The following is a 21,296-nucleotide window of genomic DNA, read 5'->3' on the forward strand; positions in this document are numbered from 1 at the left end:
TCGTGCAAGCCGGAACCAGATGCCCGGGTCGAGCCCGGGCATGACGACTTAAGTCAAGAGGGGAGATAAGCCATGAAAAAGCTGATCAACGGTGTCGACACGGTTCTGTCAGAGAGCCTGGACGGCTTTGCTGCGGCCCATGCGGATATCGTGACCCTCGGCGCGGATCGGCTGTTCCTGCGGCGCAAGACCTTGAAGCCCGGCAAGGTCGCCTTGCTCTCCGGCGGCGGCTCGGGGCATGAGCCGCTGCATGCGGGCTTCGTCGGGCATGGCATGCTGGACGGCGCCTGCCCGGGCCAGGTCTTCACCTCGCCGACGCCGGACCAGATGGCGGCGGCGGTCGGCGCCATCGACACCGGCAAGGGCACGCTCTTCATTGTGAAGAACTATGAAGGCGACGTGATGAATTTCGAGATGGCGGCCGACATGGCGGAGACGCCGGTCAAGACCGTGGTAGTCGATGACGACGTCGCAGTCGAGAAGTCGACCTACTCGATCGGGCGGCGCGGCGTTGCCGGCACCATGATCGTCGAGCGCATCGTCGGCGCCGCGGCGGAGCAGGGAGCCTCGCTCGACGACGCGCAGGCCTTGGGCAAGGAGGTCAACGCCCGCACCCGCTCGATGGGTGTCGCGCTCACCAGCTGCACGGTGCCGGCGGCGGGCAAGCCGACCTTCCAACTCGGCGAGGATGAGATGGAGATGGGCGTCGGCATCCATGGCGAGCCGGGGCGGCGGCGGGTGAAGCTCGCCAGCGCCGACGACATCGCTAAGGAGATGATGACGGCGATCCTCGACGACCTCGCGCCGAAGAGCGGCTCGGAGGCGATCTTGCTGGTGAATGGTTTCGGCGGCACGCCGTCGATGGAGCTCTATCTGATGTGCAACGCCGCCAACCGCATCCTCGCGGGGCGCGGCGTGAAGCCGGCCCGCACCCTGGTCGGCGCCTATGTCACCTCGCTGGAGATGGCCGGCTGCTCGCTGACCCTGTCCCTGATCGATGACAAGCTCGCCAAGCTCTGGGACAGCCCGGTCCACACCGCCGCCCTGCGTTGGGGAATGTAAGCCGAATCACGGTGTGACGCTCGGGCGTGTTCCGCGCGCTCCGACTGAACAAATATCGTATCTCCATTGGCGGCAGGTCGCGTCATGCGCCCAAGCCCGACAGCCCGACGCTACCAATACGCGCATTAGCTTCCAGCTGTTCGTCTATTCCCGTCTTCCATCCTTCCGCTTGACCGCTCGTTATTATCACGACTAGTCTGATAGGGTTACAAGGATTAAGGCAGATGCCTTGTGTAAAATAAACCGACAGGGATGAGGTCATTCATGGCGATACGAGCCCAACGTCTCCCCTCCTTGAACGCGCTGAAAGTGTTCTGGGCGGCCGCGCGTCACGGCAGCTTCGTCAAGGCCGCCAGTGAGCTTCACGTGACCGCCTCGGCGGTCAGCCTGCAGATCCGACAGCTCGAGGACGAGCTGGGGCTGAAGCTGTTCGAGCGCACGCCGAAGGGCCTAGCACTCACCCCTGCGGGATCGCGGGTGCTGCCCGATGTGAACGCGGCCTTCGAGAGGCTGCGCACCACCTTCTCCTCCCTGAGCGAGGCGGAAGAGGGCGCGGTGCTGACCGTATCCGCCGCGCCGTCCTTCGCGGCGAAGTGGCTGCTGCCGAGGCTGACCCGCTTCCTCTCCGCCAACCCCGACATCGAGGTCAGCATCAAGGCGACGGCCGAACTCGCCGATTTCGAGCGCGACGCCGATCTCGGCATTCGCTATGGCCGCGGCGGCTATCCGAACCTCGAGACCGAACTGCTGATGCGCGAGATGGTGTTCCCGGTCTGCAGTCCCGAGCTCCTGCAGGGACAGAAGCACAAGGTGACCGCCGACTTCCTCAACGCCGTGAACCTGCTGCACGACGACAGCGCCGACCAGAACGAGGCTTTGCCCGGCTGGAAGATGTGGCTGCGCGCGGCCGCGATCGACGACGTCGATTGGCGCAAGGGTCCGCGCTTCGACCAGACGGTGCTGGCGATCGAAGCGGCCGCGGCGGGGCTGGGCGTCGCGCTGGCGCCGGCAGCTCTGGTCGATGGCGATATTGCCGGCGGCCGCCTGGTGCGGCTGGCCAGCGCCGAACTCAGCGAGCCCTTCGCCTATTACCTGGTCTACCCGGCGGCGAAGACCGACCGCGCCGCAGTGAAGGCGTTCCGCGCCTGGCTGTTCGATGAGCTGGGCGGCACGCAGGCGCAGGCCGCGCCGCCGCGCCGGGCCTTCGCGGCGGCGTGACGTCGCGAAGGCCCTGGCGCGCCGTTATGCGGCGGCTTGCGGGAAGTCGGTGCTGCGGGTCACATCCTCCCAGCGGTCGATCTCCTCGATCACCGCGTCGAGCTTCTCCCGCGCGCGCCGCAGTGCGTCGCTGCCGAGCAGCAGATGCAAGGGCGGCGTGCTCGCGTTGACCGCGGCGATGATGGCCTGGGCGCCACGCGCGGGATCGCCGAGCTGCTTGCCGTCATTGGCGTCGAAGGCGGCGGTGATGCGGCCGATATTCTCGGCATAGGCGTTGTCGGCGTCGCTCTTGCGGATCGAATGCGCCGAGAGGAAGTCGGTGCGGAAGGCGCCGGGCGCCACCGCCGTCACCTTGATGCCGAACGGCGCCAGTTCCTGGGCGATGCTGACCGAGATTCCTTCGAGCGCGAACTTGACCGCGGCATAGAGGCTGTAGCCGGCGGCGGGGGCGCGGCCGGCGACCGAGGTGATGTTGACGATATGACCGGAACCCTGGGCGCGGAGATAGGGCAGGGCGGTGCGGATGATGCGGAAGGGCGCGAAGACATCGACCGCGAAGATCCGCGCCAGCTCCTCGTCCGTCGCCTTCTCGGTCGCGCCGAGCAATCCGTAGCCGGCATTGTTGACGATGACGTCGATCTTGCCGGCCAGCGCGAAGGCCTGCTTCGTCGCGGCCTCCGCCGCTTTGCCGTCGGCGACATCGACGGTGATCACATGCAGCTTGCCGGGCGCGGCCTTGAGGTCGGGTGTGCCGCTGCGGACGGTGCCGATCACGGTGTCGCCCTCGGCCAGGGCCGCCTTCGCCAAAGCCAGGCCGAGGCCGCGCGAGATGCCGGTGATGAACCAGGTTTTCATGAGAGTCTCCTTGAGGCTGGTGGATGCCCGGAGAGCTATTCCTCCCAGCCGGCATTCAGAATGGGCGCTCTGCTGACAGAGCTTGTAAGCAGGGCTAAACAATCTATATCTCGGCCATGGAATCCCTCCTCTCCGGCAGCGATTACAACCAGCTTCGCGCCTTCGTCGCGGTCGGCGAGCATCTGAGCTTCAGCCGGGCGGCGGCGGTGCTGGGCGTCTCGCCCTCCGCCTTGAGCCAGCTGGTCCGCGGTTTCGAGGAGCGTGTCGGCATCCGTCTGCTCAACCGCACGACCCGCAGCGTGGCGCTGACCGAGGCCGGCGAGACCTTGTTCCAGCGCGTGCGGCCTGCGGTGTCCGAGCTGGGTGCCGCGATCGGCCAGGTGCGGCGCAGCCGAGAGCGGCCGGCGGGCACGGTCCGCGTGCTGGCCTTCCGCTCGGCGGCGGAGATCTATCTCGAGCCGATCCTGCCGGCCTTCGCCGAACGCTATCCCGATGTGGTGCTCGACATCACGCTCGACGACGAAGTGGTCGACGTCGTCGCCGGCGGCTTCGATGCGGCCTTGCGGATCGGCGAGGTGATCGAGCGCGATCTCATTGCCGTGCGCCTCGGGCCCGACTTGAAGCAGATCGCCGTGGCCACGCCGGACTATATCGCCCGGCACGGCAAGCCGGAGCACCCGCGCGACCTCGTCAACCATTGCTGCATCCGCTGGCGCTGGAGCGGGCACACGACTCCCTATGCCTGGGAGTTCTTCGAGAAGGGAAGCTGGTTCTCGGTCACGGTCGACGGGCCTCTGATCGTCAACGACAAGGCGCTCGCCTTGCGCGCGACGCTGCAGGGGATCGGCATCGGCTTTCCGGTCGAGAACACGGTCGCCGATCACATCGCGGCCGGTCGCCTGGTGCCGCTGCTCGAGGAATGGTCGGCGCCGTTCCCCGGCATGTTCCTCTGCTATCCGCAACAGCGGCAGATGGCGCCGGCTTTGCGGGCTTTCATCGACGCGGTGAGGGGCGGCAGGCTCTAGTCCACCACTGCAGCCGCCGCCGGCGGCGCGCCCGCTGGCCGGGCGGGCCGGCGGAGGAAGATCAGCAGCGGCACCGCGGCCAGGGTGACCCACATCATGAACTGGAAGTCGTTCAGATAGGCAATGGTCGCCGCCTGCCGCGTGACCTCGGCGTTGAGGGCGGCGAGGCCGGGGGCGGTGTCGAGCGACCAAGCAGGGGGTAGAACACCGTCTTGCATCATCGGCTTGTAGGGCGAGACATGCTCGGCGATGTCGGCGTGGTTGACCTGGGTACTCTGCGAGAGCAGTGCCATCACCACCGAGATGCCGATCGACGAGCCGATGTTGCGCAGCAAGCTGAACAGACCCGCGGCTTCGGTGCGCAGCTTCGGGTCGAGGGTGGAGAAGGTAATCGTACTCAGCGGCACGAAGATAAAGCCGAGGCCAAAGCCCTGGATGATGCCGCTTTCGACGATGTCGTATTGGCTGGTGTCGAGATTGAAGCCGACCATCTGCCAGAGTGAATAAGCCGTCATCAAGAGACCGGTCAGGATCAGCAGGCGGGTATCGACCTTTCCCACCATACGGCCCACCGCCATCATCGCGATCATCGTGCCGATGCCGCGCGGCGCCAGCACAAAGCCGACGGTGATGACCGGATAGCCCTTGAGATTCTGCAGGAAAGGCGGCAGGAGTGCCATGGTCGCCAGCAGCACGATGCCGACCAGGAAGATGAAACAGAGCCCGGTGACCAGGTTGCGGTCTTTGAACAGCCGCGGCGTGATGAACGGATGCTCATGCGTCAGCATATGCACGATGAACATGTAGAAGGCGAGGGCGGCCAGCACGGCCTCGACGATGATCTCGTTGGAGGAGAACCAGTCCAAGAGCTCGCCGCGGTCGAGCATCATCTGCAGCGCGCCGATCGCAAGGCCGAGCAAGGCGAAGCCGAAGAAGTCGATCGGCTTGTCGCTCTTCTCGGTCTCCGGCACGAAGGCGAGGATGCCCATCAAGGCCAGGATGCCGAAAGGCAGGTTGATGAAGAAGACCCAGCGCCAGTTGTAGTATTCGGTCAGATAGCCGCCGAGCGTCGGGCCGAGGATCGGCCCGACCATCACGCCGACGCCCCACATCGCCATGGCGGCGCCGTGTTTCTCTCTGGGGTAGGTGTCGAGCAGGACCGATTGCGACAGCGGCACCAGGGCCGCCCCGAACACGCCCTGCAGCAGGCGGAACAGCACCATCTGCTCCAGCGTCGCGGCGATGCCGCAGAGCATGGAGGCGATGGTGAAGCCGATCACCGACCAGACGAACAGGCGTTTGCGCCCGAGCTTCGCCGAGAGGAAGCCGGTCGGCGGCGTCATGATCGCGGCTGCGACGATATAGGAGGTCAGCACCCAGGCCACCTGGTCCTGGGTCGCGGACAGCGAGCCCTGCATATGCGGCAAGGCGACGTTGGCGATGGTGGTGTCCAGCGCCTGCATGATCGTCGCCAGCATGATCGAGCAGGTGATCAGGAACGGCGAGGCCGCCGCTTTCGTACCGCCGGACATATCGGACGCGCCTTACTTCCCGCCGTCGATCCAGGCCATGGCCGAATGGATGATGCTCGGCAGCGAACGGGTATGGCCGGTGTCGATCTCGACCTCGACGCTCATGCCGGCACGGAGCTGCGGCTGGTCGGGCTTCGGCTCAAGCTTCAGCCGCACCGGGATGCGCTGCACCACCTTGACCCAGTTGCCGGTGGCGTTCTGTGCGGGCAGGGCGCTGAACTCCGAGCCGGTCGCGGCGCCAACGCTCTCGACCTCGGCGACGAAATCCTCCGAAGGATAGGTGTCGACGCTGACATGCGCCTCCTGGCCCGGCTTCACATAGGTGAGGTCGGTCTCCTTGAGGTTGGCGTCGATCCACAGGTCTTTGTCCGAGACCAGGCTGAAGGCGGGACGGCCTGCAGTGAGATAGGTACCAGTGCGGATGTTGTCGATCTGGCTGACGATGCCGTCGCTCGGTGCCAAAATCGTTGCGCGGCGCAGATCGAGCTCAGCCTGGTCGACCTTGGCTTGCGCGGCCTGGACCTTGGGATGGTCTTCGGGCGCGATGTCGGGGTTGCCGTTCAAATCAGAGAGGATGCGCTGGATGTCCTGCTGCACGCCGGAGACCTGGGCCTGCGCGACGCTGTACTGGTTGCGCGCCTCGTCGTAATCGGATTCCGAGATGGTCTTGGCATTGAACAGCTTCTCGCGCCTTGCGTATTCGCGCTTGGCGAGGCCGACATTGTCGTTGGCCATCTGCAGATCGGCTTGGCGCTGGCGATAGGCGGCCTTCTGCGCGTCGATGTCGTTGCGCGCGGCGGCGAGCTCGGCCTGCGCGCCGGTCAAGGCGATCTTCAGCGGCTCGGGATCGATCTGCAGGAGGACTGTGCCTTGCTTGACGACCTGGTTCTCGTGCACCGGCACCGCGACCACGCGGCCGGAGATCTCCGGGCTGATCGAGGTCATATGCGCCTTGATGTATGCGTTGTCGGTGCCCTGGAAGCGACCGCCGTTCAGATAGACGGCGCCGGAGACCAGGATGACCACGACCGGGCCGAGCGCGAGCAGCAGGCGGCGCCAACGCCGCCGCTTGCGGAAGGCGAGGGTGATGCCGTCGCGGGGCGCGATGGTCTGTTGCGTGCCGGGCGCGCTGGTCGGCGCGGCCGCATCGGGAGCTGAACCTGAATCAGGCATGGCTGGCTGTTCTTGCACTGGATGTTGAATCGTCTTCGTCGCTGGCTTTGAGATCGCGGCCGGAGAGGTTGGCCCGCACCTTCATCAGAAGATCGGTGAGCTGCTGACGTTCCCCCTCGCTGAGGCCGGCGAGCGCGGCCTCCCGGGTTTCGGAGGCGAGGCCCTGGAGCTGGGTCAGCAGCGGCCCGGTCGCTTCGGTGAGATGCAGGCGGCGGACCCGGCGGTCGTTGGGATCGGGGCGGCGCTCGACCAGCCCCGCGGCCTCGAGCTTGTCCAGCAGGCGGACCAGGGTGATCGGCTCGATCTCCAGCATGTCGGCGAGGGCGGCTTGGCTGGACCCCTCGTTGCGGGCGATATAGGCCAGCACCGCCCATTGCGCGCGGGTGAGGCCGGTGCCCTTGGAGCGCCGCTCGAAGTCCCGGCGCAGCAGGCGCGCGGTGTCGTGGAGAAGGAAGCCGAAGGTGATCTGAAGCATCTCGCCCCGTCTGCACGGTTGTTATGGATGCATAACATAAGCATGCTTATGATATAGTCAAGCAGCGACTTTAAATGGCCAACGCCTTGATCCTTAAGTCTTTATTAACCATGGCCGTAAAGGGAACCTTAGCCATTTCCGGCGCTAAATCAGGCTAATTGGGATCAGAGTCTCGCATCCTCGTCGCGAAACTAGGAATCCGATCATTTCAAAAATCTGCGGGAGGGCCCGACCGGTCGGATGCGCCTGTTGAAGCGACTGCGCGTTTTAGCGGCGAGTTTCGCATTGACCGTCAGCCAGACCGTGCTGGGCGGCGCGCCCGCGCATGCCCTCGACGGACAAGGCGGATTGCTGGCGCAGACCGCTTTCGCCGGTCTTGTGGTCGGTGCGATCGTCGGCGCGTTGGTGCTGTTCCTGCTCGCGAAACGGGCGCGGCTGCGGGCCGCGCGTCACGCCGAGTTGGAGCAGCTGGCGGGCGTCCCCGAGGACAACCCGCATCCGATCCTTCGAGTCACCGCTTCCGGCGAGGTGCGTTATGCCAACGCCGCGGCCAATGCACTGCTGGGGCGGATCGGCACCGAGCCCGAGCTCTGGAAGCAGTGGCAGGAGGCGATCCGCGCGATGCGCGGGCCCGGGCGCACCGAGCGCCGCTTCGAGATCGGCGACCGGGTCTATCTGCTGAGCGCGGTCACCGATGCCCGCGACTGCCTCAATGTATTCGTGTTCGACGTGACCGATCTCTTCGCCAAGGAGCGCGCGCTCAGCCAGAGCGAGGCGCGGCTTGCGCTGGTGACGCGCACCGCGCGGCTCGGCCTGTTCGAGATCGACGTCCAGAAGCGCAGCATCACCTACAACGACATCTATGCCTGGCAGCTCGGCATCGGGCCGGTTTCCTATACCGAGAGCCTGGACCTCTGGGCCGAGCGCATTCATCCGGCCGAGCGCGAGGCGACCTTGCGCGCCATGCAGGATTTCATCGGCGGCCGGCTCGGGCGCTACCGCATGGAGCACCGGCTCGACAACGGCCGTGGTGGCTGGTTCTGGGTCTCGGCGATCGCCGAGGTGACCGAGGTCGAGCCGATGACCGGCATGCCGCGCCAGGTGATCGGCTCGCATCTCGATGTGACCGAGCTCAAAGCCTCCGAGATCGCGCTGGAGCGCAACAACCGCCGCAGCCAGGCGCAGCTCGCCCTGGTGGCGCTCGGCGACACCGGGTCGGAATCCGCGCTGTTCGCTTGCGCGGCCGAGCATGCGGCGGCGATCACCGAGAGCCAGCGCGGCGTCCTCCATGTGCTCAACGACAAAGGGGCGATCGAGGCGACCTATCGCTTCGGGCCCGGCGACCATCCGCGCCGCGTCGGCGAGCTCAAGCTTGAAAGCGAGATCCGCGACTGTGGCCGGATCGTCGCGCGCCTGAGCGTCGCCGGCCGATCCGACGCCTACGACGCGGAGGATGCGGCGAGCCTGCAGATCATCGGCGCCGAAGCCTGGCAGTTGGTGCAAAGGATCCGGCAGGCCCGCAAACTCGAGATCCAGTCGCGCGTGCTGCAGAGTGCGGTCAACGGCATCGTCATCACCGATCCCGATGGCCGTGTCGAATGGGCCAACCCCGCCTTCGAGCGCATCACCGGTTATGCACTCGACGAGATGATGGGGCGCGATCTGCGTTTGCTGCGCTCGGGCCAGCATGAGGAACCCTTCTACCGGCGACTTTGGGAGACGATCAAGGACGGGCGCTCCTTCACCGCCGAGTTCATCAACCGGCGCAAGGACGGCAACCTGGTCACCGTAGAGCAGGTCATCACCCCGGTCGTGGGCGCCGGCGGCCAGATCGAGAAATACATCTCCATTTCCGAGGACATCACCGAGCGCAAGTCGGTCGAGAGCCGGCTGGTCTATCTCCGGCAGCATGACGAACTGACCGGACTCCTCAATCGCGCCAGCATGGTCGATGTGATTGACCGCGCCATCGCCGAGCAGGAGCGCGGCGGCCCGGGATTCGCCCTGATCTATGTCGGGCTCGACCATTTCAAGGTGGTGAATGACCGGGTCGGTCGCCAATCGGCCGACGAAGTGCTGCAGCGCATTGCCGTCATCCTGAACGATTGCCTGCGGCCGACCGACAATGTCGCGCGCTGCGGCGGTGACGAGTTTGTCGTGCTGCAGCGGATGGCCAAGAGCGCCGACGACGCGGCCAACCTGGCGCGCCGGCTTTCCGCGGCGCTGATCAGCGGGATGGAGGCCAGCCCGGTCGAGGTGCGGCTGGGGGCCAGCATCGGCATCAGCATCTTTCCGGCCGACCAGGGGACCGCCGACGAATTGCTGACCAAGGCGGAACTCGCCATGCGCCGGGCCAAGACCGAGATGCGCGGCAGCGTCCGCTATTTCACGCCGGCGCTTCAGGAGGCGGCGCAGACGCGGGCCAAGCTCGCTTCCGCCCTGCCGGCGGCGATGCGCGAGGGGCAGATCTTCCTGCTCTACCAGCCGCTGATCGACTTGAAGACCGAGACCGTGATCGGCTGCGAGGCGCTGGCGCGCTGGAAGCATCCGGAACTCGGCATGGTCTCGCCGCTGCAGTTCATCGCGATCGCCGAGGAGACCGGGCTGATCGGCGAGCTCGGCCTCTATATCCTGCACCGCGCAATCATGGATTTCTCGGCGGCGATCCCGGGCTACGCCGAGAAGAACCTGACCCTCTCGGTCAATCTCTCCTTCGGCCAGTTCGCCGAGGACGAGTTCGTGGAATCGATCCGCGGCGCGCTCGACGTCACCGGCTTCCCGCCGGAACGCCTCGAGCTGGAGTTAACGGAATCCATGCTGGCCTTGGAGCCGGAGCGGGCGAGCGAAACTACCCGGTCGCTCGCGGCATTGGGCTGCAAGCTCGCGATCGACGATTTCGGCACCGGCTATTCATCGCTGGCGCAGCTGCGCCGCTTCCCGGTGGACTATCTCAAGATCGACCGCAGCTTCGTGATCGACCTCGAGAGCGGCGAGGGCCCGCAGGCCGTGGTTCGGGCCGCGATCGCGATGGCCCATAGCCTGGGCATGGCGATCATCGCCGAAGGCGTCGAGACGCCGCAGCAGGCCGAGTTCCTGCGCGATGCCGGCGCCGAGGTGGTGCAGGGCTATCTCTACGGCAAGCCGATGCCGATCGAGGACTTCGCCGCCATGGCCGGCCAGCCCGCAAGGCCGCAGCCGCAAACGCCGATCCGGGCGACGCACACCGCTTCGCGCCGGCTGCACTAGCGATCCAGCAACACCTGCGCGGCGCCGCGTTCGAAGAAGCTCTTTGGGCAGGTGGTTGCGGCTTCGGTGAGATCGCGGCGCCCGTCCTCGGTCTTGCCGGAGACGAGCGCCAGCGCGCCGATGTAGAAGGCGGCCTGGCAGGCCTGGTCGTCGCGATAGTCCGGATCGCCCTGCTTGGCCGCGGCACGGACCTCGTCGACCGTGGCGACGCCCATGTAGAGCGAAACGATCGGGCCCGGCCACTCGCTGAGATCCTCGCCGCCGAAGCGGGCGATCAGGTTGGGCTTCGCCGCGCGCCCGGCGCCGGTTTCGGCCAGATAGAGCCAGAGCCCGCCGAAGGTGTAGCGCGGCTTCACCGCCAGATACTTCTTGATCGACGTCACCGCTTCCGGATATCGGCCGAGATAGTACTGGATGATTCCCTTGTTCCAGGCGGCAAGTTCGGTGTAGTCGGCGTCGATTTGCGCCGCCTGGTCGAAGTCGTAGATGGCTTCGTTGTACTGGCCGGCCAGCATGCGGTCGTTGCCGCGGTTGTAGTAGGCGGTCGCATCCTCGGGATAGAGCTCGATCGCCTTGCTGTAGTCGGCGATGGCCTGTTCGTAGGCATCCTTAGACTCGTAGGCGAGGGCGCGGTCGTAGAAGGCCTCCGAGTATTCCGGCCGGAGCTTGATCGCCTGGTCGAAGCTGCGGATTGCCTGGTCGTAGTCGCCCTGGGCGCTATAGGCCATACCGAGGTCGTTGTAAGCTCGCGCGGCGTCGACGTCGGAAAGCCCGCCGGACTGGGCGGCGTGGCCGCACAGCGTAATGGCCCGGTCCCAATCCTGCGCATCGTTGGCGTCGTAGCAAGCCTGGAGTTCCCGCGGGGCCGCCTGGGCTGCGTTGCTCCAGCCGACAAAGGCGGCCAGCGCCACCGCACCGAACTTCAAACGCAACCCAACCCCCCGAAATGCCGCTTGCAGTTGTAGCCGCCAGCCTAGTCGAGCGACTCGGAAAGCGCCATAGCCGCGGTTGCGAAAACCGGGGCTTTCCATTAGTTTCCGCGCGGTTGCCGCAGTTTCGGGGTGTAGCTCAGCCCGGTAGAGTACCTGCTTTGGGAGCAGGGTGTCGCTGGTTCGAATCCAGTCACCCCGACCAGCGGCAAAGCAAAGGCGAGAGAGCGGAATCAAGAGATGCAGGCGCGGATTTTCAAACCGACGAAGAATGCGATGCAATCGGGACGCGCGGGCGCGCAGCAGAAATGGGTGCTGGAGTTCGCGCCGTCCTCGCGCCGCGAGGCCGATCCGCTGATGGGCTGGACCAGCTCCGACGACACCCGCCGGCAGCTGCGTCTCACCTTCGAGACCCGGGAAGAGGCGGTCGCCTATGCCGAGCGCGAAGGCATTCCCTATATCGTCGAAGAGCCCGCGGTCAGAAAGGTCCAGCCCAAGGCCTATGCCGACAACTTCCGCTTCGACCGGATCGGCAACTGGACCCACTGACCGCAAGCGCAAGCACGGCCCCGTAGCTCAGCGGATAGAGCAACCGCCTTCTAAGCGGTAGGTCGCTGGTTCAAGTCCAGCCGGGGTCGCCAATCCCGGTCTGGCGCAACCCGGATCGCATGGATTTCAGCCAGTTCCCCGAAATACTTGAAGTAAAACCTTGGCTCCGTGCGACGTGGTGTGGCGCGGAGGGGGAATCCCAACAGCGCAGCGCCCGCTGCGTTCCTCGGACGCACATTGAAGAGAGTGCGGTTCGGAGCGGCTCCATTTTGCGGGGGTGGATGGATCACGCCGCCGGATCATCGGTTTCTTTGACATGACCGATGGCGCCGCCTGAACCGCTCGGAGCGGTCGGACCGGCAGGCTTCACTGGGACTTGGAGGTTCAGATGAAACGCGCGCTCCTGGCCGCGGGGTCGGCCTTGCTCGGCCTGATGATCGGAACCAGCGCTCTCGCCGCGCCGCCGGAAGCCGGTGGCAAGGCCTGCATCAGCGCCCAGGATTGGGCCACCGTGGTGCGCGACAAATCCACCGGCGTCGCGATCAAGGTCCTGGCGAATATCGAAGGCATGGAAGCCAAGCAGGTGGTGGCGCGGGTGAATGCCGAGCCGCCCAAGACCCAGTTGTCAGCCGATCATCTGATCGTGCTGGGCGCCAAGGTTCTGGAGACCGGCGAGCCGGCGTCCTACGTCCTCGTGGCCTTCTTCAACCAGGGTTGCCTGGTGGCCTCGGGCCGCGCCGATCCGAAAGGCGTTGCCGACCTGCTCGAAGGCGAATCCACCTGATATATCAGTAGCATCTCATTCCCAGTGTGGGCCCGGCTGTTGGGAGCTGCCGCACGGGCCTGCTCTCGCTTGAATGTTCGGTTGATCTGTATCAAGGTCCCCGCAGGAACGCACCGCGGCCACAGGCGTCGCTGTGCCGCAAGCATGTGGGGTGACAGTATTGCCCGAGTTGCAGAGGCCTGAAGCGACCGTCCTGGTCGTCGACGATGACCCGGATCTCCTGCAGTCCCTGCGTGTCCTGCTGGAGGCCTACGACTACACCGTGATCATGGCCGCCAACGCCGCCGCGGCCATTGCCGCGGTGTCGGAGCGGCATCCCGATCTCGTCCTGACCGACATCTACATGCCCGACGCCGATGGCTTCGAACTGATCAACGCGCTGCGGCAGCATAGTCTGGACGTGCCGGTGGTGGCGATGTCGGGCGGCGGACGGGTCGGCGGCTATGACAACCTCTCGGTTGCAACCCATCTCGGCGCGGCGGCGGTGATCGACAAGCCCTTCTCGAATGCCTCGCTGATCGAAACCATCGAGCGCGTCCTGTCCGGCCAAAGGGCCGACCGCTGACGGTCAGCAGAACCGGCGCCGGCTAGAGCAGCGAAAAATCTGACAAAAACCCGGCGCTTTGCGCTTGCTGCGGCGGGTGCTGTAGCATGTCGGCGGATATTTTCACCCGCAAATCCAGATGCACAAACAGGAGGCGACATGGCCGGCAAGTATATCTCCTTGACCGCGAAGGATGGCGGCAGCTTCCGCGCCTATCTGGCGCCGGCCGCCACCGGCAAAGGGCCGGGCATCGTGCTCTGCCAGGAGATCTTCGGCATCAACGCCTATGTCCGAGAGGTGGCCGATCAATATGCGGCGGAAGGCTATACCGTGCTGGCGCCGGATCTGTTCTGGCGCATGGAGCCCAATGTCGAGCTCGGCTATACGCCGCAGGATTGGGAGCGCGCCTTCGACTTCTTCAAGCGCTTCAATGTCGACAAGGGCATCGAGGATATCGGCGTCGCGGCGCAAGCCCTGCGGACGCGCCCGGAGAGCACCGGGAAGGTGGGCGCGCTCGGCTTCTGTCTCGGCGGCAAGCTTGCTTACCTGACCGCCTGCCGGGTGAAGGTCGATGCGGCGGTCTGCTACTACGGCGTCGGCATCGAGCAGAACCTCGATGAATCCAGCAACATCAAATGCCCGATGGTGATGCACTTCGCCGATAAGGACCAGTTCGTGCCGAAGGAAGCGATCGAGCGGATCAAGGCGCATTTCGCGCCGCGGCCGGAGATCGAGATCTATGTCTATCACGGCCAGGATCATGCCTTCGCCCGGACCGGCGGCGATCACTACGACAAGGCTTCGGCGATGACCGCCGAGGCGCGCAGCAAGGCGCTGTTCAAGAAGGCGCTCGGCTAGGGAACCGGTCCCCACGGCTCTGGGTTGTTCCAGTCCCGGCACCGGTCCAGGGCTAGAATCATTCCAGAGCCAGAGGGGAGCATCATGGCCAGTTCCAGCGCTTCGTTGCATGAAGACGAAGGCAAGCTGAATCCCAAGACCATCGACCAGCACCGCGCCTACGTCTCGCTGCAGGAAGAGCTCGAAGCCGCCGACTGGTACAATCAGCGGGTCGAGGCCTCGACCGACCCCGAACTCGCGGCGATCCTCGCCCACAATCGCGATGAAGAGAAGGAGCACGCCGCGATGGTGCTCGAATGGCTGCGTCGCGGCGATCCCAAGCTCGACGAGCATTTGCGCACCTATCTCTTCACCGAAGGCGCGCTGCTCGACATCGAGGCGGCGGCCGAGCATGGCGGCGGCGACGGTGGTGGAAAGGGCGAAGCGGACAACTCACTCGGTATCGGCAGCCTGCGCGGCACCGGCAGCCTGGTCGTCACGGGAGCCTGAGACATGAGCCATCTGCATCGCCACCTCGCGCCGATCTCCGCCGAAGCCTGGGAGAAAATTGACGAGGAAGCCAAGCAAACGCTGAAGGCCACCTTGGCGGCACGCAAGCTGGTCGACTTCTCCGGGCCGAAGGGCTGGCAGAAATCCGCGGTCTCGACCGGCCGGGTGAAGCCCGCCGAGCCGGCCCCGCGCGAAGGCGTTACAGCCGCGATCCGCAAGGTTCTGCCGCTGACCGAACTCCGCGCGGTCTTTGAGCTCTCGCGTGAGGAACTCGATGCGGTCGATCGCGGCGCGGACAATCCGGACCTCGATCCGGTGACCGCCGCCGCCAAGCAGATCGCCCTCGCCGAGGACGGCGCCGTGTTCCACGGCTATGCGGCCGGAAAAATCGCCGGCATCTGCGAGCAGGCGCCGGGCGGGCCGATCGCCATCACCCACAATTACGAGGACTACCCGATCGCGGTCGCGCAGGCGATCACGCGGCTCAGGAATGCCGGCGTGGATGGTCCCTATGCGATCGCACTCGGCCCGCAATGCTATACCGGCCTCACCGATGCGACGAAGAACGGCTATCCGGTGATCCAGCATGTCCGCCGGCTGATCGACGGGCCGATCGTCTATGCGCCGGCGGTCGATGGGGCCGTGGTGCTTTCGATGCGCGGCGGCGATTTCAAGATCACGGTCGGCCAGGATCTCTCGATCGGCTATCTCGACCACACCGCGAAGACCGTGACGCTCTATCTCGAGGAGAGCTTCACCTTCCAGGTGCTCTCGCCCCAGGCCGCCGTGCGGCTGGCCTATAGCGACGGGAAGAAGAAGTAGCCGGATCGAGGGGCTGTACATGCTGGGTACATGCACGGGCGCACCGGCGGGGACCGTCCGAACACGGACGGCTGCAAACGAACGCGGTGCCTCTTGACCCGCTAACCCTCTGCCGCAAAACGCAAACCCCGCAGCGCAGGCGAAAGCGATTGTCGATTCCGTCCGTGTCCGGTCCGCGTTGCATGATCTGTCTGCGTCCGGTCTGCGTGGCGCGATCCGTCTGTGTCCGGTCTGCGTTGCAGGAAAGCAGGCAAGGCGCCCCAGGTCGGCGCGCCGGTCGATATGGCATTCACGATGTCAAACAGCGCCCGCCCGCGCAGGATGGAGGGCTGGTCGCTATTGTATCATGTGCGTCGCGGAAAGTCCCGGCCGGCATGCGCGGCTGAATTCAGGAGTATGCAGGCGAATTCGCTCAGGGCAGCGCCGCCGGAATCTCCGCCAGTGTCGAGAGAGTGGTTGAGTGCTCGTTCAATCCATATTCCATGGGCTGGCCGGCGCGGTTGAGCCAGAAGACACGAAAGCCGAAGCCGGCGGCGCCGCCGGCGTCCCAGGCATTGCCCGAGACGAAGCCGATCCGGTCCGGCGCGAGGCCGAGCGCCTCGACGCCCAGCTGGTAGACGCGGCGATCGGGCTTGAAGACCTTCACGGCATCGACCGAGAGCACCGGGTCGAGCAGTCCGGCGAAGGGCTGCGTTTCGATCAGCCGCCTGAGCATCGCGGGCGTGCCGTTGGACAGGATGCCGAGGCGAAGACCGCGGCCCTTCAAGGCGCGCAGGGTGGCTTCGGCATCGGGGTAGGGCGCCAGCGCATGGAAGGATTCCAACAGCGCGGCGGCGAGGGCGCTGTCGGCACGGCCCTCGGCGGCGAGTGCGAAGGCGAGGGCGTCGCGGGTGATGGCGTCGAAATCGCGGTAGGTGTTCCGCAGACTGGCGGTCCAGGTGTATTCGATCTGCTTCTGCCGCCAGAGGGCGAGAATGCGTTCCGTCCGGTCGCCGAGCCGGGAGGCATGCGGTGCGACCGCGGCGCGCAAATCGAAGAGCGTTCCATAGGCGTCGAACAGCATCGCCTCGATCGCGGCCATGGCGGCTACTTCCCGGGCTCTGTGTCGAACGACACAGCTTTTACGAGGCACCAGGCGCGCTGGCCTTGGGCGAGACCGAGATCCTTCAGCGAGTGGCGCGAAATGCGGGCCCAGATCGGTGCGCCGATATCCAGCAGCACATCCGCATAAGGGCCGTCGCCGCTCGATATCTCGGTGATGCGGCCCTGGAACTGGTTGAGGATGCTGATCCCATCGACGCGGTTTCTCGCCAGAGCTACGTCACGCGCGCGGATGCGCAGGTTGATCGGCGTGCCGGCCGGGCGTCCGGCGCCGGGCACGCGGAACTGGCCGCCGGCGAAGTCCAGCACCGAAAGGCCGGACCCGTCATCCTGGACCGAGACCCTGGCCGCGATCGCGGCGCCGGCGGCGCTGCTTTCCAGAATGTCGCCGAGACCGAGATCGGCGAAGACTTCGAAGATCGTCCCAACCCGTCGGATCTTGCCCTGCGCGACCACCGCGACCCGGTTGGCGAGCCGGACCACTTCATCGACGTTGTGACTGACGAAGATGGTCGGGATCGAGAGCGAGCTCCGAACCCGTTCCAGGAAGGGCAGGATCTCCGCCTTGCGCTTCTCGTCCAGGGCTGCCAGCGGCTCGTCGAGCAGCAGCAGGCGCGGTGCGCTCAACAGCGCGCGGGCCAGTGCGACGCGCTGCTTCTCGCCGCCGGAGAGGTCGGTGACGCGGCGATGCAGGAATCGCTCGATCTCCAGCAGCTCCAGCACCGTGGTTTCGGCGATGTGGCGTTCGGCGGCGGGGGCGCGGCGCCAGCCGTAGCGGATGTTGTCGCGGACGTTGAGATGCGGGAAGAGGCGCAGGTCCTGGAACATATAGGCGACTCGCCGCTTCTCGGGCGGCAGGTTGACGCCGGTGGCGCGGTCGAACAGGGTCGTGCCGTTCAAGCGGATGCTGCCGCGGTCCGGCTTGACCAGCCCCGCGAGCCAGTTGAGGATCGTGGTCTTGCCGGCGCCGGACGGGCCGAACAGGGCCAGCACACCGTCGGTCGGCGTCGCCAAGGTGATCTCGACTTCGGCCGAGCCCAGCTTCTGCGCGGCGTCGATTTCAAGCATCAGCGCCCGCCCCGGGCCGTGGCCCAGCGGTTGAGCAGGTTGGCGCCGATCAGTGCCGCCAGCGCGATCACCACGGCGATCAGGGTGAGGCGGAGCGCCTGGGTGTCGCCTTGCGGCGATTGCAGCGCGCGGTACATCGCCAGCGGCAGAGTCTCGGTCTCGCCCGGGATGGTGGAGACGAAGGTGATGGTGGCGCCGAACTCGCCCAGCGACCGCGCGAAACCGAGGATGGCTCCGGCGATCAATCCGGGAAAGGCGATCGGCAAGGTCACCGAGAAGAAGACGTCGAGCCGCGAGGCGCCGAGACTGCGCGCGGCGGCTTCGAGCTTGCGGTCGACCGCGGCGATCGAGAGTCGGATGGCGCCGACGGTCAGCGGCAGCGCCATCACCGCCGAGGCGATGGCGGCGCCCTGCCATTTGAACATCACCGTGAGGCCGAGCCAGTCGGCCATCGGCTTGCCGATCCAGCCCTGGCGGCCGAACAGGATCAGCAGGATGAAGCCGACCGAAACCGGCGGCAGGACCAGCGGCAGATGCAGCAGCGCATCCACCAGGGTCTTGCCATAGAACTCGTGGCGCGCCAGCAACCAGGCGAGCGCGATCGCGAAGGGCAGCGCGCCGAGCGTGCTCCAGATGCCGACCTTCAGCGACAGCAGCATCGCCTCGATTTCGAACGGCGACAAAGGGTCGGTCAGCACCGGTCAGGCACCGTAGAGTTTCGCGGGATCGATCTCGACTTCGGCGATGGTCTCGGCCTTGCCGTCCCGGATCGCGGTGAAGAAGCAATTGTGGCGGCCGGTATGGCAGGCGACACCCTTCTGATCGACCAGCAGCAACAGGCAGTCATTGTCGCAGTCGACCCGGAACTCGACCAGGCGCTGCACCTGGCCCGAGGTTTCCCCCTTGCGCCAGAGCGACTGCCGCGAGCGCGACCAGTAGCAGACCCGGCCGGTGGCGAGCGTCTCGTCGATCGCGGCGCGGTTCATCCACGCCAGCATCAGCACTTCGCCGCTGTCATGCTGCTGCGCGATCGCCGGGATCAGTCCGTCACGATCAAAGACCAATGTCTCCAGCAGCTCGCCAGCTGACTTCGGCGCCGTCATTCCGCCGCGCTTTCGCCCGGCAGATTGGAGCGCAGGCGCTGGAACCCGGCTTCGAGATCGGCGATCAGATCGTCCGGGTCCTCGAGGCCGGCATGGAGGCGCAGCATCGGCCCGTCGGTCTTCCAGGGTTTCGCGGTGCGCGATTGCTCGACCTTCGAGGGGATGATCAGGCTTTCGTAGCCGCCCCAGGAATAGCCCATGCCGAAGAGCTGCATGCCGTCCAGCATGGCGGTGAGCTGGGAGTCGGAGCAGGGCTTCAGGATCACGCTGAACAGGCCCGACGAACCGGTGAAGTCGCGCTTGAAGAATTCATGGCCCGGCGTGCCGGGAAGGGCAGGGTGCAGCACCCGCTCGACCTCCGGCCGCTTCTGCAGCCAGTCGGCGAGGCGGAGCGCGGTCTGCTGATGCTGCGCCAGGCGCGCGCTCATCGTCCTGAGGCCGCGCAGCGCCAGATAGACGTCGTCCGGGCCGACCGAATAGCCCATGCCGTGCACCTGATTCTTCACCGTCATGAAATGCGCGTCCTTCATGGCGATGATGCCCATCATCACGTCCGAATGGCCGACGATGTATTTGGTCGCGGCATGCAGGCTGATGTCGACGCCGTGCTTCAGCGGCTTGAAGTAGAGCGGCGAGGCCCAGGTGTTGTCGATGATGGTGACGATGCCGCGCCGCCTGGCGAGGGCGGCGATCGCCGGCACGTCCTGCACCTCGAAGGTGTGCGAGCCCGGGCTCTCGAGATAGATCACGCGGGTGTTGTCCCGGATCAGCTTCTCCAGTGCCTCCGCGGTGACCATCGGGTCGTAATAGGTCGTGCTGATGCCGATCTTGGCCAGTTGATTGTCGCAGAGCTTGCGCGTCGGGAAATAGGCCGTATCCGTCATCAGCACATGATCGCCCGACTTCAGGAACGCATAGAGCGCGCCGGCGATCGCCGCCAGGCCGGACGGCATGGCGATGGCGCGATCGGCTTCCTCGAGGGCCGCAACGGCCTCCTCGAAGGCCCAGCTGGTGGGCGTTCCCGTTCTGCCGTAAGTGACGTGCTCGAACGGCGCCTTCTCCTTGAAGCGCAGCTCTTCGACGGTCCGATAGAGCACGGTCGAGGCGTGATAGACCGGCGGGTTGACGATACCGTGGTTGTCGAAGGGGCTATTGCCCGCATGAGTCAGTTTCGTCCGGTCCCGCCAAGCCCTACTTTTGTCGGTGCCCGCGGGACGCTTTCCGCCGCTGCTGGAAGCCATGATTTTCTTAGCCTGTAAGCGATTTAATTAACGGTCCTGAGACCGGCAACAAACTTGTAGCAGCCGTTCGGGTTGTGTTAAAGGTGGCTGAAATCCCCACAAAAAGCGCACAGGGAGCGCCGCGGGGACCGAACGTACAAAAGCTAAAACAACACCACCATCAGGGAAGGGGTAGATCATGAACTATTTCCGTCTTGCCGTTGCCGGTGCCGCTCTGACGGTCGGCCTCGCGGCAGCCGCGCAGGCGACCACGCTGGAGACCGTGAAGCAACGCGGCAAGCTGGTTTGCGGCGTCACCACCGGTCTTGCGGGCTTCGGCGCGCCGAACGACCAGGGCCAGTGGTCCGGCCTGGACATCGACCTCTGCAAAGGCGTCGCCACCGCTGTGTTCGGCGATCCCACCAAGGTCGAGTACAAGCCGCTGAACGCCGAGCAGCGCTTCACCGCCCTGCAGTCGGGCGAAGTCGACATGCTGGCCCGCAACTCGACCTGGACGCTGCATCGCGACACCGGCCTCGGCCTCGATTTCGTCACCGTCAACTTCTATGACGGCCAGGGCTTCATGGTGAAGAAGGAACTCGGCGTGAAGAGCGCGCTCGAGCTCAAGGGCGCCACGGTCTGCGTGCAGGAAGGCACCTCGACCGAGAAGAACCTCGGCGACTTCGACAAGGTGAACAACCTCGGCATGAAGCCGGTGAAGTTCAAGGAGAACGACCAGGCCCGCGGCACCTATGACGAAGGCCGCTGCGACGCCTACACCACCGATGCCTCGGGCCTCGCCGCCGAGCGCACCGCTCTCAAGAACCCGGACGACAACATCATCCTGCCGGAGATCATCTCCAAGGAGCCGCTCGGCCCGGTCGTGCGCCACGGTGACAACCAGTGGGGCGACATCGTGCGCTGGACGCACTACGTCACCCTGATCGCCGAGGAGAAGGGCATCACCCAGGCGAACATCGACGAAGTGAAGTCGAAGAACGCCGCCGGCAACGAGAACGCCGATCCGGAAGTCCAGCGCATGCTGGGCATCACCGACAAGCTCGGCGAGGAGATGGGCCTGACCAACGATTGGGCCTATAACGTGATCAAGGCCGTCGGCAACTACGGCGAGATCTTCGACCGCAACGTCGGCCCGAAGACCCCGCTGCGCCTGGAGCGCGGCCTGAACGCGCTCTGGACCAAGGGCGGCCTGCAGTACGCGCCGCCGTACAACTGAGCAGAT

At 65.7% G+C, this 21,296-nt stretch carries 21 protein-coding genes and 2 tRNA genes; 13 read left to right on the top strand and 10 right to left on the bottom strand.

The genetic code is table 11. The annotated features are described in order from the left end of the window. Positions 1-72 precede the first annotated feature (72 nt). Both dhaK and gcvA read left to right on the top strand, forming a co-directional pair. The gene (dhaK, locus tag ACYQ4T_RS20345; RefSeq protein ID WP_459858155.1) at positions 73-1,062 is read left to right on the top strand and encodes a dihydroxyacetone kinase subunit DhaK; all 990 of its coding nucleotides are present in this window, start codon (positions 73-75) and stop codon (positions 1,060-1,062) included. A 264-nt stretch (positions 1,063-1,326) separates the two neighbouring features. After that, positions 1,327-2,280: a transcriptional regulator GcvA gene (gcvA, locus tag ACYQ4T_RS20350; protein ID WP_459858157.1), complete on the top strand. Its 954-nt coding sequence runs from the start codon at positions 1,327-1,329 to the stop codon at positions 2,278-2,280. A 24-nt stretch (positions 2,281-2,304) separates the two neighbouring features. On the opposite strand, the gene ACYQ4T_RS20355 is transcribed toward gcvA, so the two are convergent. Then, positions 2,305-3,135 (bottom strand): oxidoreductase, encoded by an 831-nt coding sequence (locus ACYQ4T_RS20355; RefSeq protein ID WP_459858159.1) that lies wholly within the window; start codon positions 3,133-3,135, stop codon positions 2,305-2,307. 116 nt (positions 3,136-3,251) lie between these two features. Between ACYQ4T_RS20355 and ACYQ4T_RS20360 the strand changes: the two genes are divergently transcribed. Then, the gene (locus ACYQ4T_RS20360) at positions 3,252-4,160 is read left to right on the top strand and encodes a LysR family transcriptional regulator (RefSeq protein ID WP_459858161.1); all 909 of its coding nucleotides are present in this window, start codon (positions 3,252-3,254) and stop codon (positions 4,158-4,160) included. Here ACYQ4T_RS20360 and ACYQ4T_RS20365 read toward each other — a convergent pair. The 3 genes from ACYQ4T_RS20365 to ACYQ4T_RS20375 are packed head-to-tail and all read right to left on the bottom strand — an operon-like array spanning position 4,157 to position 7,340. Then, on the bottom strand, positions 4,157-5,692 hold the full coding sequence (locus ACYQ4T_RS20365) for a DHA2 family efflux MFS transporter permease subunit (protein WP_459858163.1): 1,536 nt from the start codon (positions 5,690-5,692) through the stop codon (positions 4,157-4,159). The two genes, ACYQ4T_RS20360 and ACYQ4T_RS20365, sit on opposite strands and share 4 nt — an antisense overlap. Positions 5,693-5,704: 12 nt before the next feature. Further along, entirely contained in the window at positions 5,705-6,865 is a 1,161-nt protein-coding gene (locus ACYQ4T_RS20370) for an HlyD family secretion protein (RefSeq protein ID WP_459858165.1), read from the bottom strand. Further along, complete coding sequence (locus ACYQ4T_RS20375; RefSeq protein WP_459858167.1) at positions 6,858-7,340, bottom strand: MarR family winged helix-turn-helix transcriptional regulator; 483 nt, start codon at positions 7,338-7,340, stop codon at positions 6,858-6,860. Before ACYQ4T_RS20375 ends, ACYQ4T_RS20370 begins: the two co-directional genes overlap by 8 nt. Before the next feature lie 285 nt (positions 7,341-7,625). Between ACYQ4T_RS20375 and ACYQ4T_RS20380 the strand changes: the two genes are divergently transcribed. Further along, positions 7,626-10,586 carry a sensor domain-containing protein gene (locus ACYQ4T_RS20380; RefSeq protein ID WP_459858169.1) on the top strand — a complete coding sequence of 987 codons (2,961 nt, stop codon included), beginning with the start codon at positions 7,626-7,628 and terminating at the stop codon, positions 10,584-10,586. Here ACYQ4T_RS20380 and ACYQ4T_RS20385 read toward each other — a convergent pair. Next, complete coding sequence (locus tag ACYQ4T_RS20385; protein WP_459858171.1) at positions 10,583-11,518, bottom strand: tetratricopeptide repeat protein; 936 nt, start codon at positions 11,516-11,518, stop codon at positions 10,583-10,585. The two genes, ACYQ4T_RS20380 and ACYQ4T_RS20385, sit on opposite strands and share 4 nt — an antisense overlap. 125 nt (positions 11,519-11,643) lie before the next feature. Between ACYQ4T_RS20385 and ACYQ4T_RS20390 the strand changes: the two genes are divergently transcribed. The 8 genes from ACYQ4T_RS20390 (at position 11,644) to ACYQ4T_RS20425 (ending at position 15,561) form a co-directional block, all read left to right on the top strand. Further along, positions 11,644-11,720: transfer RNA gene (locus ACYQ4T_RS20390), tRNA-Pro, on the top strand. A 35-nt stretch (positions 11,721-11,755) separates the two neighbouring features. Beyond that, on the top strand, positions 11,756-12,064 hold the full coding sequence (locus tag ACYQ4T_RS20395) for an ETC complex I subunit (protein ID WP_395022923.1): 309 nt from the start codon (positions 11,756-11,758) through the stop codon (positions 12,062-12,064). Between the two features lie 16 nt (positions 12,065-12,080). Beyond that, a tRNA-Arg gene (locus ACYQ4T_RS20400) sits at positions 12,081-12,156 on the top strand. A gap of 296 nt (positions 12,157-12,452) precedes the next feature. After that, positions 12,453-12,848, top strand: coding sequence for a hypothetical protein (locus ACYQ4T_RS20405; protein WP_459858175.1), 396 nt, complete (start codon positions 12,453-12,455; stop codon positions 12,846-12,848). Between the two features lie 160 nt (positions 12,849-13,008). Continuing rightward, positions 13,009-13,413: a response regulator gene (locus ACYQ4T_RS20410; protein ID WP_459858177.1), complete on the top strand. Its 405-nt coding sequence runs from the start codon at positions 13,009-13,011 to the stop codon at positions 13,411-13,413. A gap of 138 nt (positions 13,414-13,551) precedes the next feature. Continuing rightward, the gene (locus ACYQ4T_RS20415) at positions 13,552-14,250 is read left to right on the top strand and encodes a dienelactone hydrolase family protein (protein ID WP_459858180.1); all 699 of its coding nucleotides are present in this window, start codon (positions 13,552-13,554) and stop codon (positions 14,248-14,250) included. A gap of 84 nt (positions 14,251-14,334) precedes the next feature. Further along, positions 14,335-14,739, top strand: a complete 405-nt coding sequence (locus ACYQ4T_RS20420) for an encapsulin-associated ferritin-like protein (RefSeq protein WP_459858182.1) — start codon at positions 14,335-14,337, stop codon at positions 14,737-14,739. Between the two features lie 3 nt (positions 14,740-14,742). Then, complete coding sequence (locus ACYQ4T_RS20425) at positions 14,743-15,561, top strand: family 1 encapsulin nanocompartment shell protein (RefSeq protein ID WP_459858184.1); 819 nt, start codon at positions 14,743-14,745, stop codon at positions 15,559-15,561. A gap of 412 nt (positions 15,562-15,973) precedes the next feature. On the opposite strand, the gene ACYQ4T_RS20430 is transcribed toward ACYQ4T_RS20425, so the two are convergent. Genes ACYQ4T_RS20430 through metC form a run of 5 tightly spaced genes read right to left on the bottom strand, consistent with a single transcriptional unit; the run spans position 15,974 to position 20,074 of the window. Continuing rightward, entirely contained in the window at positions 15,974-16,642 is a 669-nt protein-coding gene (locus tag ACYQ4T_RS20430; RefSeq protein WP_459858186.1) for a haloacid dehalogenase type II, read from the bottom strand. A 5-nt stretch (positions 16,643-16,647) separates the two neighbouring features. Next, positions 16,648-17,730: a molybdenum ABC transporter ATP-binding protein gene (gene modC / locus ACYQ4T_RS20435; protein ID WP_459858188.1), complete on the bottom strand. Its 1,083-nt coding sequence runs from the start codon at positions 17,728-17,730 to the stop codon at positions 16,648-16,650. Then, positions 17,730-18,428, bottom strand: a complete 699-nt coding sequence (modB, locus tag ACYQ4T_RS20440; RefSeq protein ID WP_459858191.1) for a molybdate ABC transporter permease subunit — start codon at positions 18,426-18,428, stop codon at positions 17,730-17,732. The genes modC and modB overlap by 1 nt, the downstream gene beginning before the upstream one ends. Before the next feature lie 3 nt (positions 18,429-18,431). After that, positions 18,432-18,833: a phosphoribosyl-AMP cyclohydrolase gene (gene hisI / locus ACYQ4T_RS20445; RefSeq protein WP_459858194.1), complete on the bottom strand. Its 402-nt coding sequence runs from the start codon at positions 18,831-18,833 to the stop codon at positions 18,432-18,434. Continuing rightward, the gene (metC, locus tag ACYQ4T_RS20450) at positions 18,830-20,074 is read right to left on the bottom strand and encodes a cystathionine beta-lyase (protein WP_459858196.1); all 1,245 of its coding nucleotides are present in this window, start codon (positions 20,072-20,074) and stop codon (positions 18,830-18,832) included. Before metC ends, hisI begins: the two co-directional genes overlap by 4 nt. 178 nt (positions 20,075-20,252) lie before the next feature. Between metC and ACYQ4T_RS20455 the strand changes: the two genes are divergently transcribed. After that, positions 20,253-21,290: an amino acid ABC transporter substrate-binding protein gene (locus ACYQ4T_RS20455; protein ID WP_459858199.1), complete on the top strand. Its 1,038-nt coding sequence runs from the start codon at positions 20,253-20,255 to the stop codon at positions 21,288-21,290. Positions 21,291-21,296: the final 6 nt, after the last annotated feature.

The sequence above is a fragment of the Dongia sp. agr-C8 genome (genome assembly GCF_054658695.1).